General features: G+C 46.8%; 12 protein-coding genes. 3 read left to right on the forward strand and 9 right to left on the reverse strand.

Features of this window, described 5'->3' with window-relative positions; translation table 11 throughout:
* Positions 1–200: 200 nt before the first annotated feature.
* From MHB85_RS18695 to MHB85_RS18725, 7 genes are all read right to left on the reverse strand, one after another.
* On the reverse strand, positions 201–3,887 hold the full coding sequence (locus tag MHB85_RS18695; RefSeq protein ID WP_341073400.1) for a dynamin family protein: 3,687 nt from the start codon (positions 3,885–3,887) through the stop codon (positions 201–203).
* Between the two features lie 308 nt (positions 3,888–4,195).
* Entirely contained in the window at positions 4,196–4,468 is a 273-nt protein-coding gene (locus MHB85_RS18700; RefSeq protein WP_017687779.1) for a hypothetical protein, read from the reverse strand.
* 23 nt (positions 4,469–4,491) lie between these two features.
* Complete coding sequence (nth, locus tag MHB85_RS18705) at positions 4,492–5,187, reverse strand: endonuclease III (RefSeq protein ID WP_341073401.1); 696 nt, start codon at positions 5,185–5,187, stop codon at positions 4,492–4,494.
* Positions 5,188–5,350: 163 nt separating this feature from the next.
* Positions 5,351–8,089, reverse strand: a complete 2,739-nt coding sequence (locus MHB85_RS18710) for an S-layer homology domain-containing protein (RefSeq protein ID WP_341073402.1) — start codon at positions 8,087–8,089, stop codon at positions 5,351–5,353.
* Positions 8,090–8,161: 72 nt separating this feature from the next.
* Complete coding sequence (locus MHB85_RS18715) at positions 8,162–8,839, reverse strand: GerMN domain-containing protein (protein WP_091017948.1); 678 nt, start codon at positions 8,837–8,839, stop codon at positions 8,162–8,164.
* Between the two features lie 35 nt (positions 8,840–8,874).
* A complete protein-coding gene (locus MHB85_RS18720) occupies positions 8,875–10,284 on the reverse strand; it encodes an N-acetylmuramoyl-L-alanine amidase family protein (RefSeq protein ID WP_076250034.1) in 1,410 nt (469 codons plus the stop codon).
* A 258-nt stretch (positions 10,285–10,542) separates the two neighbouring features.
* Complete coding sequence (locus tag MHB85_RS18725) at positions 10,543–11,949, reverse strand: N-acetylmuramoyl-L-alanine amidase family protein (protein WP_341073403.1); 1,407 nt, start codon at positions 11,947–11,949, stop codon at positions 10,543–10,545.
* A 276-nt stretch (positions 11,950–12,225) separates the two neighbouring features.
* Here MHB85_RS18725 and MHB85_RS18730 point away from each other — a divergent pair, with 276 nt between their 5' ends.
* The 3 genes from MHB85_RS18730 to MHB85_RS18740 are packed head-to-tail and all read left to right on the forward strand — an operon-like array spanning position 12,226 to position 15,506.
* Positions 12,226–12,900, forward strand: a complete 675-nt coding sequence (locus MHB85_RS18730; protein ID WP_341073404.1) for a response regulator transcription factor — start codon at positions 12,226–12,228, stop codon at positions 12,898–12,900.
* Positions 12,885–13,982, forward strand: coding sequence for a HAMP domain-containing sensor histidine kinase (locus MHB85_RS18735; protein ID WP_341073405.1), 1,098 nt, complete (start codon positions 12,885–12,887; stop codon positions 13,980–13,982). Before MHB85_RS18730 ends, MHB85_RS18735 begins: the two co-directional genes overlap by 16 nt.
* A 51-nt stretch (positions 13,983–14,033) precedes the next feature.
* Entirely contained in the window at positions 14,034–15,506 is a 1,473-nt protein-coding gene (locus MHB85_RS18740) for a serine hydrolase domain-containing protein (protein WP_341073407.1), read from the forward strand.
* 199 nt (positions 15,507–15,705) lie between these two features.
* On the opposite strand, the gene leuD is transcribed toward MHB85_RS18740, so the two are convergent.
* Together leuD and leuC are read right to left on the reverse strand one after the other, a co-directional pair.
* Positions 15,706–16,308 (reverse strand): 3-isopropylmalate dehydratase small subunit, encoded by a 603-nt coding sequence (leuD, locus tag MHB85_RS18745; RefSeq protein WP_036607574.1) that lies wholly within the window; start codon positions 16,306–16,308, stop codon positions 15,706–15,708.
* A 31-nt stretch (positions 16,309–16,339) separates the two neighbouring features.
* Complete coding sequence (gene leuC / locus MHB85_RS18750; protein ID WP_036607575.1) at positions 16,340–17,761, reverse strand: 3-isopropylmalate dehydratase large subunit; 1,422 nt, start codon at positions 17,759–17,761, stop codon at positions 16,340–16,342.
* Positions 17,762–17,919 lie beyond the last annotated feature (158 nt).

Here is a 17,919-nt window from a genome sequence, read left to right on the forward strand (position 1 = left end):
AACGAAGGTAAATACCCACCTTTCAATCAAATGTTTGAATATTCTCTTTATTTCAGGTTGTTCGTACCAAAAAAAGGCTCCCTATATGCCTTTTCGGCAGGGGCCTTTTTGGGTTGATTTTCGCAACATTTTCAATGTGTTGCTGTATCATTCATTTTGTTTTACAAAGACTTCCAGAGAATACGTGTTATGCCGCGATTTTAACTGCGTTCAATCTGTTCCAGTTGGTTAGACAAGCTGGTCCATTGCTCCGCCGGAATTCCGCTCTCCAGTGTATCTTGAATTCCACTCACCGCCTCGTCCAGACGTTCTTCCAACTGACGGGATTGGTGTTGCAATGATTTACAAATCTGGTTGTCATAAAACTGAATCAGTTTGTCTTGCGCAGCAGGAAGAACTTCAATGATCATCTGTTTGAGGACAGGATCAAGTGCCTCTTGTAAACGCTGACGTCCATCTCCTTCGAAGAACTGTTTCGGATTGCGGAAATAATTCAAATAGCTTTTCCATCCAGACGGTTCTTCCAGACGAACTTCTTCAAGCACAGGTGTACTCCAGCGTTCGTTCAGTGGCAGTGACACATCCACGCCCCCTGATAACTGTCTCACCTCATCTATACAATCCGTAACTTGCTTCATCAGCCAGGTCTGACCTGCCTGTTCAAGTCTAAGGGTTGTGGCGAGCAATTCCTGCTCCAGTTCAATGGCGATCATGCGTAACAGTTCACGTCCACAGGCTGCAAAAGCCATCTTCAGATTGCCTCGATCCTCCCGAAGTACGGATGGATGGAATGCTTCTGCCATGAATAGACCAAGGCGATAGGCAAGTCGTTGCCGCACATGGAAGAGTAATTCTGCTGTTTCCTGTGACATTTCTTCCTTCATGGATCTTGCTGCAAGTTGCTGTATGCGCTGGCGTGACTGTCCCTGGATGGTCTCCAGTTCATCCCGCCGCTGCTGCAAAGCTTCCTCCCCTTGAGCCGCATCCTCCGCGCGTTTCTTCAGCCGTTGAATGACACGTGCCATCTCTTCGGAAGCTCCACCTACCGCAAGGTCGGCTAATTCTCTGCCTGCAAATTGGTTGAACTCTTCCTCAAAACGGATAAAACCGGATTGTTCAAGCAGCTTCGAATCACCTGCCATCTTGCCTTCCATCGCAAGTATACTGGATACCGGGAAAAGTCGTGGTGCCCGAATTCCATTACTGCGAAGTTGGGTGCTCACATGATCGAGCACCTGCTCCAGTTCTTCCTCAGAGGAAGACAGGTCACTGGCATTCACAACAAAGAACATCTGATCCATGGCAGAACTATCCTTAACACGACCCAACTGATTCAGGAACTGGCGATCTCCTTGGGAGAAAGCATGGTTGTAATACGTTACAAAAATGAGTGCATCCGCATTCTTCATATAATTGAAGGTTACACCCGTATGACGAGCATTGACGGAGTCGGCTCCTGGTGTGTCGACCAGCACAATACCCTGTTCCGTTACATCGCAACTGTAGTAGAGATCGATACTGTCTACAAAGCAGGACTTCTTCTCGTTTGCGACAAAATTACGGTAACCCTCCAGATCCACCAGTACATCCTGACCTAACTGGTCCGCTGTTTCTTCCCAACCGGCTGCCGCTGCCTGCAAAAAGCTGTAATGAGGGCGCCCCGCCGGATGCACATCCTGAGGTGAGAGGGACCGTACTCGCTTCTGCCACTCCGCTCCAGGCTCACCCAATCCGAGCAATCGGAAGGAATAGCCGAGGTCTTCCTGGAAGGCGTCCCGGGTCTTCATGCGGACCCGGGCTGTTCCATGCTCCGCGCCCCCGGCAGGAGCCATGATCCGGTTAATCGCCGCTGTTGTTGGATGCGGCGAGACGGGTAGTACAGCTTCGCCCAGCAACGCGTTGGCGAAGGAGGATTTGCCAGCGCTGAATGCTCCGAACAGCGCCAGTGTGAACGTGCCGCCCGCAAGCGAAGCCGCGCGTGCACGCAGATCCCGTACCGCCGACCCCATGGCGGGGTACGGCTCCACCAGCGCAGCAGCGGCTTCAAGCCGTGCCGCTGCTGCGTCCAGGCGTCGGCGGCGTTCAGCGCCAGCCGCCGCCGTTGGCCCTGGCGCCGCCGCCGCGACTGCGCGCTGCTGCGGCGGTGCCTCTGACGTCTGTGGCTGCGCAGCCACAGACGTTGACGTGCCCGCATGCGAACCGGAAGCTTCGCCCGGTTCAGGCACCGCGGGCACGTGCGGGCCCTTCACCTCCGGCAATAGCCCGGAGGGGAGGGGGCCCGCATCGGGCAGCAGGCTGCGCAGCCCTGCTGCCTCAGCGGCGGCGCTGCGCTGGAGCGCCGTGTAGCGCGCCGCCGCCGCGGATTGCGCCAGCAGCGCTGCGCGGCTGGCGTCCAGCGCCTGGAGCGCGGCTTCGCCTCGCGCGCCCAGCGCTTCCAGCATGCGGTCGGCCAGCATCATGGCCGACCTGCGATAGCGGGCCTCAATCTCGCCCCGCACATCTTTGCTGAATTGAATCACATACTCTGGAGATACCTCTGCACTGGCACTTCGTTTCATCTCCAGCAATGCTTCATCTACAGCAGGCAGCTCCGAATTGAGCGCCTGCTCCCACTCCGCTCCCCATACCTGATGGGATTCACCCAGCTGCCTAAGCATCGTACGAATATGTACTTCCACTTGCCCGGAAGCCTGATCCTGTAATAACCGCACCAGTTCAGAAGCACGGCGTTGTTTCTCCTGCTCGGTTTTGCCGCCTGAGAACAATAAGCCTACCCTGAAACCCGGTTTACGGCTCTCCAAATAGGCAGCAGCCGACGCGCGAATATCCGCAGGAGTAAGATTTGCATTCGCCAGAAGAGGCTCAAGCTCTGCCCGGAATTTCTCACGCACTCGTGAAGGCCCGGTACGAATGTCTTCTGCTTGTTGATCGAGAAGCTCCAGCTCCCGTTCCAAGCGTTCAATTCCTTCCTTGCCACCAATCTCATCCAGCAGAGAATTTTCTTCATCCTCACGTTTCTCCGCTTCTCTCGTCAGGTGTTGCTCCGTTACATGACTGGCCGAACTTGCCAAACTGTGCGTAATTAACGCTTCCTTCTCTTGCATCATGTGTCCAATGAGTTCCGGTAGCATATCCCACTGGTTGTAGCGATGCTCCTTGTCGCGGAGGGAAGTAAACAACAGTCCGTCATATCTGACTTCCCAAGCCGTAAATATAGCTTCGACACCTTCGGTATATTGGTCAAAAGAGAGCTCACGTTCCCGATGCTTGTCGATCTGGTTCACGATCAAAAACAACGGTTTACCCCAATCCGACAGACTCTTGGCAAATGAAAGGTTTGTCTCGGACTGAACATGATTATAGTCCATGACATAGAAGACCACATCCGCCAGATGGAGCGCGGAATGGGTCGCAAGACTGTGCCCCCGATCTGTAGAATCCACACCGGGTGTATCCAGCAGGACAGCATCATCCTTCAGCAGGGGAATATCATCCCATACCTCAATTGAGCTATAAGCTCCACCATTTTTGCAATACGCCTCCAATTCCTCTGGAGAAACTTCAAGTGTTCCTGCTCCATTGTCAGCGCTTACGTTTGGCGTAGTATAAATAAGTGCTCTCGGCTTACCATTACGTATAGATACCACATTCGCACTTGTTGGCACGGGACTTGAAGGCAGCACCCGCTTACCGCACAAACTGTTGATGAGACTCGATTTGCCTGCAGAGAAATGACCACAGAACGCAATCGTCAGATGTTTCATTTCCGCCTTGCTGATTAAATCCGTTATAGCCTGTACAGCTGTATGGTCCCCTGTCTGCTCCATCGCTTCACGCAGCGGAAGCAGAGGTTTGGCCATTTCTTTTGGGTAATCTGTTCTGGACATGACTGGCCTTCCCCCTGGCTCCTCTAATTTGACATCCGTTTCGACGTCTATCTCTTTTACAACATTTATTTTAACATTATCAAGTTTGAATTTGAACGGTTGGAATTGAATATACATAAATGAACGTATAAATCTATAAACTAAAAAAAATAAAACCGAACAAGTCGGTTTTATCTGTAATACTCTTTATACTCGGCATTTAGCAAAATGCTTAAGCCAAGTGTCTGTTGCATGAATGCGATGCGATCACTTTAACCACAACGATCCTCATGACATTAATACAACAGACCCCACAGTGTAATCACTTCTTATGAAACTGCATTCTCCATGGAAGGCAGCAAGATTTCAAATACTTGTCCATGTTGCAGAATTGTAATGTCTCTGCCTTTGTCTCTCATAACCACAACTTCTGGTTTAACGGACATACGCTCCAGATAATGTTCAGGCACGTCGCCAGAATGGCTTACTGTGATACCTTCTACTTCTTTTTCTTCATTTTCAGCCATTTCCTGTTCAACGATTTGTTCAAAAATATCGGAGAAGGCCTCAAAATTGTCAGTGTACACGGAAATGCATTTCATGATTATTCATCCTTTTCTGCTCATTAATTTATTTTTCGTTTTCGGGTGATGACACGTTCCTTATCTTTCCTGATTTGGGACGTTTTCATACGTTTTTTCCCTTCCCTGCATATGTCCAGCAATGGACAGATATTACACGCAGGGTTCTGTGCCTTGCAATGGTAGCGTCCAAAAAATATAAATCGGTGGTGAGTTAAAGTCCACTCATCCCGAGGTACGCGCTTCATTAGTTTCTTTTCGACTTCAAGTACGGAGTCATCCCAACCTGCAAGCGCCAGCCGCTTGGATACACGTTCAACATGAGTATCTACCGCAATTGCCGGTACACCAAACGCATTGGAAACAACTACATTCGCGGTTTTCCGCCCGACACCTGGTAGTGTCACAAGCTGATCATGTTCCTGCGGTACATCACCGCCATACTGCTCTATTAGAATTCGGCACATGTTCTGAATATGCTTGGCCTTGTTCCGGTACAAGCCGATTCGCCGAATATCCTGTTCCAACTCTTCGAGAGGAACCGCCAGATAATCTGCCGGGCTTCTGTACTTCTGGAACAAATCTGCGGTTACCTTGTTCACCGTTTCATCGGTGCACTGGGCAGACAAAAGGACAGCTACCGTCAATTCAAATGCATTGCTGTGATTTAATTCGCAATGTGCATCAGGAAACATTGCTTCCATAGTTTCGAGTATATGCCTAACCGTCGCTGCATTCATGAAGAGCTACCTCCCACAAAATGACTCCACTCTGCGGAGCCTTACTTCGAAGCTTCATCCGAGTACTTTGCGGGGACCTCAAAAAGCTTGCAAAAAAAACGTCTTGATGCGGGAAAGATCCCGTATCAAGACGGTCATTCTTTTGATCCTCGAAAAGAAACGATTACTGTTTTTGAATCTCCAGAATAACATTGTTCAGGAGATACAATACAATATTATCATTATCTCTGAGAGATTGCACGCTTAAAGTATTGTCACCCTGGTGAACAAAAACACTTGATCCGAGTGCAAAACGATAGTTTGTGTCTGCTGTCGTTTCCCGTTTAACCAAAATCTGGTTACCAACGCCATCATAAGACCAGAATTGTTTGCTCATCACAGTTAGTACTCTGAAGCGTGTGGAATTATCCGTATCTTTTGTCATTTCGACACGATCTCCAACCGTAAGACTCGTCAGTGAAGTTAATGTAGAGCCAGATTTAACGACTTTAACAGCACCGCTAACAGGCACGGTTTCAGTCTGACCGTTAAACTGCTTGAGCGTTACGGATGAAGCATCCACCGCTGTAACTTCAGCCAGCGTACGCTTCACGACTTGAACCGCTTTTGGCGTAGTTCCTTCAAACGTTACATTAATCAAGTTGCCTGCTGTCAGTTGTGAAGGCGTGATCGTCTGACCACTCTCTCCTGTCAGTATTGCTTGATCCACGTAGAACTGACTTGTCAACAGATCGGATTTTACTCGAATACGACTATTTGCTTCCAAGGCAACCACTTCGAATTGAGCCACAGTGTTCAGTGCAACCTTCTGCACTACATCCTGATTTGCTCCAAGCGTTACAGTCACTTTGTCACCAATCTTCAAATCTCCCAGACTTGCGCCCGATTTGTTATAGATCTCAACCGTAGGTAAGGTAGTATAAGGCACTGTAATCGTCTGATTACCAGACAACAAACTGATTTTTCTGCCCGATGTGTCAATGTTGTTGATCGTACCTTCGTACTTGTAAATCACTTTAACGGACAACGCACGTGTTCCCACATAGGTCAGATCCAATTTGCGACCATCATTTAAAATCGACTCCAGACCAGCCAGTGTAGGTTTGGTCGAATTGTAGTCCAGTTTGGTTTTTTCGTCCAATGTAAATACAAACGGTTTTTTGTTGTTGTCCAGTACGGTAAGTACCTTTGTTTTGCTGTTGTAAGATACAACCGTTACTCCGTTCATAGGTTCCATTTGACGTCCAATCACCTGAATACGCGTTACCTGATCGTCAGCGTTCAATGACAACTCCACCTGATCCCCGTTCGTTGCATCTGTGATGAGATCATTTAGCGTCGCATCCTGAATACCATTAATAATAACTTCCGGCTTTTCAGTCAGCAATTTCGCCTCAAGGGAACCCCCTTCACGTTTGAACGTTAACGTGGACTGGTTGCCACCGATCTCAACCAATGTTCCCCGCACAGATTGCTCCACACCTTGAGACAATGTAATAGTTTGCAAAACACTGTCCTTTACGGTGTATTTCACGGCACTGCCGGCTTTGAGATCGGCCACTGACATGATACGGTTTTGATATGTGATAAGCAGATTGTCATTGTATGCAAACTGCTCTGTTGCACCCGCTGCATTGACAAGTTTGATCGTTTTGCCAGAAGTGGATACTTCAGCAACCACGCCATTGTCACTCTTGTTCACAATGCCGGATTTCACACGAATAGCAACTGTTTTTTTGTCAGCCGAGAACGTCTCACGCTGTACTTCGATGATGCTATCTGCCGTAATATCGGACAGTTTGATTGCATTACCATTCTGATCGATGAATGCAGTTGCCTCATCATAACTGTACGTTTCGTAATTCTCGCCCACAAAGATACCAATTTTATTACCAGACAATGAACGTGCAAATGTACCTTCAACGCTTTCCACCTGTGGTGTAGCATCAACCACTTCCACATAGGAAGCCCCACCTGCCAAACCCACAACCATAACTTTTGTATATAGTTTCACATCTGTGGATGAAGCACGCGTCTCACTGTCTTTCGTAAAGTAAGGCGTACTGCTGTTCACTGCGAAGTTAACGGCTTTGCCGTCCACAACCAGCGTGATCTGCCCATCTTTCAATCCAGTCACATAACCCGTGGAAGTGTTCGGATACTTTGTATCTGTTAGCGATTCACCACGACTGAAGAAGGTAGCCAGTTGAGCACGGGTTACGGAACCAGTTGGATTGAATTTGTTGCCTTCCACACCTTTGGCCAGATCCAGGCTAACAGCCAGATTGACATAACCTTTACCACTTTCGGAAATACTTGCATTATCAGCAAATCCGGTAGATTGATTGTTTTGTGCCTTCGCTTCAGCATCCTTGTCCAATGAACGGATTAACAATTTCGTAATCCATTCCCGTGAAGCAGGTTTTTGACCCCAGGAGGTCTTGGATACATCCACCGTTGATTCTTCCGTTTTGTCAATCAGTCCCAGTTGAAGTGCCAGCGCGACATATGGCTTGAAATAATTTCCCACTTCCATGTTTGTCGGTAATGCCGCAGCCGTGTCGGTATTCAACTGGCCCTCTTGATTCATAAAACGGATTGCCATCGTTACAGCTTCTTGCTGTGTTACCGCGTCTCCTGGACGGAACAGGCCGTTGTTACCGAGAAGAATGCCTTGATATGCCAGTTTGTACACATGTTTTTCAGCCCAGTATCCGACCTTGATGTCACTGAACAAACCAGTTGGTGCAGCCGTATTTGTTATTGCAGCAGTCTGACCCTGCCCCGTTTCTGTTGATTCTGCTGCCATGGCAGCTCCGCCGGCGCTAAGGGCCATCATGCCTGCAAGCACGGCTGATACTACTTTTTTAGAGTGTGATGTATGGTTATATTTAAAAGTCACCTATGATTCCCCTCTCTCATGTAAAACGACCCATATTCCGTGGATTCACGGTACAACAGCCTGTTGCACAGCCTATTCGGATCTTGTCATTGGATGTTCAAGATCCACATGGCCCATCAGACTCTCCGTCTGCTGACCATCCACCAGTAAATCTAGTGATTTTACTTCATCAAACTGGAAGAACGTTTGTTTTAGAGCATCCAGCGCATAAGATTCTCCACCTGCTCCAAGACGTGCCGTATCTGGCATATGAATATCCAGCGTAAGAGCTCCATCCTTGAACTGAACAGACTTCAATTCAATTTCTTTAGACCACAGCGGAACAAGTTTAGCGTCTTTGCTCTGTTGCAGTGATTCAAAGGCAGCTTTATATTTGGCATCATCCGATGCGTATGAAATCTCTGCCGAAGCTTTGTGCAACTCCAGTTCTTCTTCATCCGTATAGAATACAGTGATCGTTTTCTTTTCATTACTTTCGGAAGTTGTTGGCGTGTCCGTAGACGTTTCGCTTGGCGGAGTAGTTGTAGTCGTTTCCTCCGAACTGCCTTCCGTGGATTCTGTTGGTGTTGTGTTCTCTTCTGGTTCAGCAGTTACCGGTTCGGTAATTGTTTCGCCTTCAACCTCGGTCACATTGTTTTCCGTTCCTGCGCCTTGCGTCTGATTCGGAGCCGCTGTTGGCTTGCTTCCACATCCAGCAGCTACTGCCATAACCGTTACCAGCAAGGCTGCAATCCATATTTTCTTGTTCATTCTAACTCCGCCTCCTCAACATAAGGGCTTGTCCCTTATTTAATTCCCAGATACTCCTTGATTCCTGCAACAATACCTTTGGCAACACTGTTCTGGAAACTCTCCGTGAACAGGGCTGCTTCGTCGCTCTTATTGCTAAGGAATCCCCCTTCCAGCAGAACTGCTGGCATTGTCGTTTCACGGGTCACATGGAGACTTGCCGTTTTCACTCCACGATCTTTCAGTCCGGATGACTGCAAAAGATACTTGTGCATCACTGTAGCAAGTGCTTTACTGTTGGAGCGTGTATAGAATGTCTCTACACCGTTCGCAGCAGTAGGGCCACTGTTAGCATGAATGGAGATGAAGATATCCGCTTTTATGTCTTGTGCAATCTTCACACGTTCTTTTAATGCCAAAAATGTATCATCGCTGCGCGTTAACACAACGTCAATTTTGGATTCTTTTTTCAACAAGGCTTCCACTTTCAGAGCCATTGCCAGATTGAAGTCTTTTTCACGTTTACCAGTTACACCGATTGCCCCAGGATCCTGATCTCCGTGACCTGCATCGATAACGACAACTTTTTTGCCATTATTACCAACTGGAGGAGCAGGTGTACCACTTTGATTGTCGAGGTTAATCATAACCAGCCCGGAATCATTTTGCACACTGTACCCTTTTGAACTGGACAGATCGATTACAAAACGAATTGTAGATGGACTGTTGCTGTATAACGAGTAACGAATCTTCGACACATCCGGATAGCCGCTAACGACGAGTTGTCCATTCTGGTTGCTGTCTAGAGCCTGTCCTTCACTGAACGAATCAGCAAATGCGGTATTCGGCAAGTCTATAACGATTCGATCTGGTCCTGTCATCGTGAAGACGTTCGGCTTCGTACTTCCGCTTGTTGCAATCATGAAGCGGTTGTCGCTGAAGCTGATGCCGTTCACCAGTACAAGACCTTCTTGATCCGATCCTCCGCCTTCATTGCCAGAGTTCGGAGGTGTGGTTGTCCCGTTTCCGGAACCTGAATTCTGGGTAACTAATGTTACCGTCTTCGTGGTATTGTTCCAACCCACCTTAAGACCCATTTCCTCACCAATAAATCGGAGAGGTACGAGCGTAGTACCATTTTTCACGAGTGGCGGGGCATCCAAGTTTACGTTACTGCCGTTCACCGTTGCCGTCTTCTGTCCAACAATCATCTGCATGGCAGTGTTGTCTTTGCTAATAGTCACTGTTTGCGTTTGCTGCTTCCACTCCACGCTATATCCAAGATTTTCGGACACAACCCGGATCGGAACCATCACCTTGCTGTTGATAATTTCCGCTTTTGTATCCGATGGCTGTACGATTTCTTTTCCGTCTAGGATAATTTTCGTGTCTGTTGCTGCGTGACTATAGCCCGGGAATACGAGCCCAAAGACAAATAACAGTACCAAAAAACCGAACTTCTTCATCCTTCACCCCTACCATTCTCATATTTTTTTGCCGCATGTTGTCATTTTCCAACTCCGACTGACCGCTTGGGCATTACCAGACACCTATTAGACGCCCCTCGCTCTCAAAAGTTGCGAATATATTCCAACATAACAGAAAAAAAACGTTGTCAGATCAAGCTTTTTTTACATTTTAATGTCTTCTTTTTTCCTTATTTATCAAGTATACATCTCCAAACAACGTAATACCCTAACCTTCATATTTGCGCAAAATCCACTTTACAGTCCCAAAAATTCAACAATACCGTCCACAATCGCCTGTGCACATTTGTCTTGGTATTCTTCTGTGAGCATGACTGCTTCATCTGTAGGATTACTTAAAAAACCAAGTTCAAGTAACACTGCAGGCATGGTTGTTTCACGCGTCACATGCAGACTAGCCGTTTTAACCCCACGATCCTTGAGTCCTGTTACAGGCAACACATATTTGTGAAGAGTGTCAGCCAAAGTCTTGCTTTCTTTACGACTGTAGAGCGTTTCAATGCCGTTTGGTACCGGTGTAGTAAATTTGTTTCCATGAATGGACACAAAAACATCTGCCTGATTCAATTCAGCAATATCCACACGCTGTTTGAGCGAAAGTTCTGTATCATCCTGGCGTGTAATGACCGTTTGAATATTTGGGTATTGTTGAAGGATTGCCTGTACCTTCAGTCCTACAGCCAGATTGAAATCCTTCTCATAAGCTCCTGACAAACTCACTGCACCCGATTGACGACCACCATGTCCTGGATCAATGACCACAATCGTTTTACCATCATTGCTAGGTACTGCCGGTTGGCTTGTCGGTTCTCCATTCGTGGCTGTCAGGTCAACGAGCAAGACATTGTTATCTCCAACAGACCATTTGGCTGTAGCCGTCTGATTCAGATCCAGAACGACACGCACGGTAGAAGGCGATTTACTGAACATGGCATAACGGACTTTGGAAACTATTGATGAATCCGTAACGAGAATCTGTCCACTGCCATCCGGGTTAGAGGCTTGTCCCTGAATGAATTCCTGAGAAAATGTCGCTGAAGGCAGATCAACAATAATTCGGTCTGGCCCACCAATACTGGATACTTTGGGGCTAATATTACCGTTTGTTGCTACAATCAACCGATTTCCGCTGAAGCTGATGCCTTGAAGTTCTGTCAAACCATCCGGGACAGGTGCATCGACGGGGTCACTGTCACCTTCCGTTTCAACTACAGGAGGAATACTAAATAGGCTTACTGTCTTGGTTCCATTGTCCCAGCCAACACGTAGACCCATGCCTTCCCCAACAAAGCGTAACGGAACAAGCGTAGTTCCCTGTTTGATCAGTGGGGGCGAATCCAAGTTCACCACGTTTCCATTCACTGTAGCTGCATCTTTGCCAGCCGTCATTTGGATCATGCTGTTTCCTTTTTGAACCTGGACTGACTGAGTTTCCTTCTCCCACTTCACCTTATAACCCAGGTTCTCGGATACAATTCGAATTGGAACCATGACCGTTTTCCCGATATTCTCTGCAGGTGCACCCGTCTGCTGGTTAATGGTTACACCGTCGAGTACAATCGAGGGAGTGGTGTCTGCATGGGCCATGATTGGGAATAAACATAGGAACAGGAGAAAAACGACTGCTGCCGACCATTTTTTCATACCTCATCCACCATTCTTTTTGTCTTTTGAACATCCGACCTGATTCTCTGCAACGTAACATCAATGACAATATGTAACCTTCCATAATCTACTAATCAGTTTATCAGATATTGTCTGATCATCCGGTTACAACGTTGTCATATTTAGTCGGAAACAGAATGGCAAAAAGGTTACTTTCTCCATTCGTCTAGTTCCCGAAATCATATGAAAATTACATTCCTCATCCATTTTTGCTATGCTGAGTTCAAATACTTGATTACAGGAGATTGAGACTTGATGCCTAAAATACTGATCGTGGACGATGAAGCAGATCTTCGAAAGCTACTGACTGATTATTTTGAAATTAACGGATATTCCGTGATGACGGCCAAGAACAGCCGGGAAGCGCTGCGGAAAGTGGAAAAACAACCCGATATCGTTTTGTTAGATATCAACATGCCTGAACAGAACGGCCTTCAATTATGTGAGAAAATTCGGGACTTCGTCTCTTGCCCGATCTTATTCTTAACGGCCCGAATCGAAGATGCTGATAAAATAGCAGGTTTTCGTGCCGGAGGCGATGACTATATCCTGAAACCTTTCAGCATTCGCGAGTTGGGTGCCAGGGTCGAAGCACATATACGCAGGGAACAACGAATCCAAACTAAATCTTCGGTAAGGTTTAACAATGAATTGGTCATTGATTATACGGCCAGGGAGCTCTACTACCTGGATAAGCGAATTTCACTGCCCAAAAAAGAGTTTGATATTGTCGAATTGCTGTCTACACATCCTGATATGGTGTTTGGAAAGGAACGCATATACGAAAAGATTTGGGGCATGGACGAGCAAGGCGACAGTAATGTGATTGCAGAGCATATCCGGCGAATTCGCTACAAATTAAAGGAGTACGGCTGTGATAATCAAATCGAGACCGTTTGGGGAGTAGGCTACAAATGGCCAAGTTCATGACTAGACTCCTGTTTTTAAAGCGATTGTCCTTACTGCACTCTTTTATGCTGTTGTGTGTGGTCACACTCGTTGCCGTGCTGGCCGTTATTACTATGGAGTTTGCTTGGGCGGAGAAGCTGCGGCTACGTTTCGGAGAAACGGATTGGGTCATGCCCTCCCTCGTAACGGCGGTTCTGCTCACCGTAGCGACTGGAATTGTCACCATGGCCGTTCTATTTTACAGATGGAAGCTAAAACGTCCGCTGGAGCTATTAAAACGAGCATCCGAGAACATTTCAGCCAACGATCTAGATTTCCGCATTTCCTATGACAGCCAGGATGAGATGGGCGAGCTGATCAAGCTATTTGAAAACATGCGCTCACAATTGGAAAAAAACCTTAAGACACTTTGGCGTTCGGTTGAAGAGCGCAAGCAGATCAATGCTATTTTTGCCCATGATCTGAGAACCCCCCTGTCCGTGTTAAAAGGAAACGCCGAGCTTCTCGCCACCTATCTTCCCGAGAAGAAGTTGTCGGAAGAAAAGGTGCTCGACCTGATCCATACTATGAACCTTCACATCTTGCGTCTGGAGAGTTATGCAGAGGCCATGAACTCCATTCAGAGACTGGAGGATGTGCCGTTGAACATCCAATCGATGGATACGATCTCATTGACGGCTTTTCTGGACGGCAGCGCTGAGCAAATCGCGAAACAGTACGGCATACGTTTCGTCTCTTCCGTGGAATATGATAATGCCTCAGTGCATGTAGATCCCTATCTCGTCATGCAGATTTTCGAGAATATAGTGGCTAATGGGGCAAGATACGCAGCCAGTCAATTAAACGTTCACTATGACGTGCAGGGGGGCATTATGAAGATTACCGTCTCCGAGGACGGTCCTGGTTTCTCTGACGAGGCCCTGAGTAAGGCTATACTCCCTTTTTACCGAGGCGAAGTATGGGATTCGAGCGAACATCGCGGGCTGGGCCTTTACGTTTGCAAGGTGTTTTGCGAAAAACAGGAAGGTAGTCTTCAGATTGCAAACGGTCCTGACGGAGGTGGAAGCGTGACGGCAAGTATTGGGACGCAAGTTGATAAATAGTTGAAAATGATCTGATAACATCTCCTTATCTTGAATTCGAGGAGTGTTATCATGCTAAAACTGAAAAAAATGATGTATATCACAATTAGCTGCTTGTTGTTATGTATCGCGTGGGCGAACCCCTTATCCGCCAATGAAGCCAGAGACAGGACAGAAGTTCTGCAGGAGATCGATGAATATATGAATCGGAGCATGAAGGCCAATCACATTAAGGCTGCTTCACTGGCGATTGCCAATAACGATGAGGTCTTTTACGCAAAAGGCTACGGGACATTTGCAGATGGCCAGAAGGTTACGGGCAATACCCCTTTTCCCATTGCTTCACTTAGCAAGTCCTTTACTGCATTGGCCGTTCTGCAGCTGGTGGACAAGGGTCGGATCAACTTGGATGCTGCTTACGCTTCCTATTTTCCAGAGCTTTCTCCACAGGATCCCCGCGTTCTTGACATCACGGTCCGTCATTTACTGAATCAGACGAGTGGTCTCAATGACAAGATAAATCCCGATATGACAAAGACTCCGCAATTCCAATCACTGGCGGAAGCGAACCAATTATTAAACACGGTTCAACTTGCCCATATCCCCGGAACGGCCTACAGCTATCATAATCCTAATTACGTGCTGCTGGGGAACCTCGTGGAAAGTGTTAGCGGAGAGCGCTTTTCGGATTACCTGAAAAAACATATTTTTGAACCGCTAGGAATGAATCATACCTTCAGTGTCAGTACAACGCAGCAGTTCTATGAGAATAATACTATCCCGCTAGGACATTACCTGAGTTTGGGACGCTCTATAAGTCAATCCGAACCGCTTTGGTTCATTGAGGGCCCCGCCGGCATCGTTTCAACTGCAGAGGACATGTCACTTTGGATGCTTTCCCAATATCACGGCCACCTCGTTTCCCCTGTGCTGATGAAACAATATCATTCCGCAGGAGATATCAGTCCATACGGCATGGGCTGGCTTGCAAACCAAGATGCTTCTAGCGGCCAAACGATCTCCCACAGCGGCATTTTCTGGACCTACAAGTCAGAAGAACTGGTTTATTTGAACGAGCAAATGGGCATTGCCGTAATGTTTAATTCTGGTATAAACGCTTATGTGAATTACTCGGCATTTATTGATGGAATAGCGGATATTATGCGGGGGCAGGAACCCCAAACCTCTTTTGTAAACGGTCGGAATATGGAAACGATTATGATTGCGCTGATCATCGCTACGCTTGCATGGGGCATCTACGCCTATTTTCGCATACTTCGGAGCAACCAACGCCTAACGATTAGCAAATTGATTCTGATCACAGTCGGTAGACTGATCCCGGTTCTAATTCTCTTGTCTCTGTTCCCATTGGTTACATTTATCGGCGGAGGACGTGTGCTGCCATGGTTTGGTATCTGGACTACCCTATCAACTCCAATCATATGGCTTATGGTATGGTCACTTGTGAATTTCGTGCATTTGGCTTGTTATATCTATGTCTATTTTCAGAATACAAAAAACGACCCTTTGGATTTACCTCAGTAATCTATTTTTAGGTTCATCTAATTAGTCGGCTGTTGATTGTATCTGTTGAAGTATTCGACCAAAAAAATGAGAAGTTCTATATATAGCTGACTTATTAAGCTAATTTAGCTTCTGAAATTACAAAAAGCTTCTGCCTCACCGATGGGAACAAGGTCCCTTTGGCGAGGCAGAAGCTTTCTACTATACGATACTTTAACGATTAACCGAACAGTTTTGCCGCATGGCGTTGTTCGTAAGCAGCGATCTCATCATCATGTTGAAGAGTCAAACCGATATCGTCCAATCCTTGCAACAGGAATTGACGACGATGCTCATCCAGATCAAAATCGATATGCAGTCCGTATGCATCAGTAATCGTTTTGTTTTCCAAATTTACATTCATCTCATAGCCTTCATGTGTCGCTGTACGTTGGAACAAGTCTTCAACTTGCTCTTCTGATAGCTTGATTGGCAAGATTCCGTTCTTAAAGCAGTTATTATAGAAGATGTCTGCATAAGATGGAGCGATCACACAACGGAATCCATAGTCCAAAATCGCCCATGGCGCATGCTCACGGGAAGATCCACAGCCAAAGTTGGCACGTGAGATCAGGATCGATGCCCCTTCATAACGAGGTTTATTCATTTCGAAGGAAGCATTATTGTTGCCCTCTTCATCAAAACGCCATTCATAGAACAAAAATTGTCCAAATCCGGTACGTTCAATCCGTTTCAGGAACTGTTTCGGAATGATTGCGTCTGTATCTACATTGACCCGGTCTACCGGTGCAACGATGCCTTGTAATGTTTTAAATTCTTCCATATTAAACGTTCTCCCTTCTGTCTGTTATAGATTAGATCGCTGCTTCTGTTTTGAAATTCCAATCCCGTACGTCCACAAAGTGACCCTTAACCGCTGCTGCTGCTGCCATTGCCGGAGATACCAGATGCGTACGTCCTCCGCGTCCTTGGCGTCCTTCAAAGTTACGGTTGGACGTCGAAGCACAACGTTGACCTGGCTTCAATACATCCGGGTTCATCGCCAGACACATGCTGCATCCCGCATCACGCCATTCAAATCCGGCTTCCGTAAAGATTTTATCCAAACCTTCTTGTTCAGCCTGAATTTTAACACGTCCTGAGCCTGGTACAACAATTGCTGTAACCTGACTGGATACCGTGTGACCTTTAGCCACTTGTGCTGCTGCACGCAGATCTTCGATCCGACCATTGGTGCAAGAACCGATAAATACATAGTCAATTGGAATCTCGGCGATTGGTGTTCCCGGTTCAAGTCCCATATATTCAAGCGCTTTTTCAGCCGCTTTGCGTTCGTTTTCTGTAGGCAATTCAGCCGGAACAGGAACTTTCGAAGAAATGTCGGTTCCCATGCCAGGGCTTGTTCCCCAAGTTACTTGCGGAATCAATGTCTCCACATCGATTTCAACCACATGGTCGAACTCGGCACCTTCATCGGTTACAAGCTGTTTCCAACCTTCAACAGCTTCATCGAATTTGGCATCCGCTGGTACGTATTCGCGTCCACGCAGATATTCAAATGTTGTTTCATCCGGAGCGATCAATCCTGCTCTTGCTCCACCTTCGATGGACATGTTGCAGACCGTCATACGCTCTTCCATGCTCAACTCACGGATGGACTCACCTGTGTACTCAATAACATAACCTGTTGCAAAGTCTGTACCGTATTTGGCAATGACTGCGAGGATCATATCCTTCGCGGTTACACCCGGGTTACGTTTGCCGACAAAACGAACTTCCATTGTTTTGGCTTTTGCTTGTTGCAAACATTGAGTTGCCATAACGTGCTCAACTTCACTTGTTCCGATTCCGAATGCCAGTGCGCCAAACGCACCGTGTGTGGACGTATGACTGTCACCACATACAATCGTTTTACCCGGGTGAGTCAGACCCAGTTCAGGTCCCATAACGTGTACAACGCCTTGATCAATCGTGTCCAGATCATACAATTTCACGCCGAAATCACGACAGTTTTGCGAAAGTGTATCAATTTGTTGTTTGGAGATAGGATCTGTGATGTTGAAACGGTCTTTCGTTGGAACGTTGTGGTCCATTGTTGCAAATGTCAGTTCAGGGCGACGAACTTTACGTCCGCTCAGACGAAGACCTTCAAATGCCTGTGGAGAAGTTACTTCGTGCACCAGATGCAGATCGATATACAGAATGCTTGGTTTGCCTTCTTCTTGATGAATTACGTGATTTTCCCAAATTTTCTCAAACATCGTTTTTTTACTCATCATTTTCACCTCATTATAAGTTCGGTCCTTGGAAGAGCCTCTGTTTTCTTTAAAAAGTGAAGCTCTTGAATGACATAAATATATCACCCTGTCCTTCATTGTTCCAAGATATAATATCTATAGATGTAATAGGTTTAACCTATAATGAGAGAAAGACA

The organism is Paenibacillus sp. FSL K6-4396 (assembly GCF_038002525.1).
Taxonomy (GTDB): Bacteria; Bacillota; Bacilli; order Paenibacillales; family Paenibacillaceae; genus Paenibacillus; species Paenibacillus amylolyticus_B.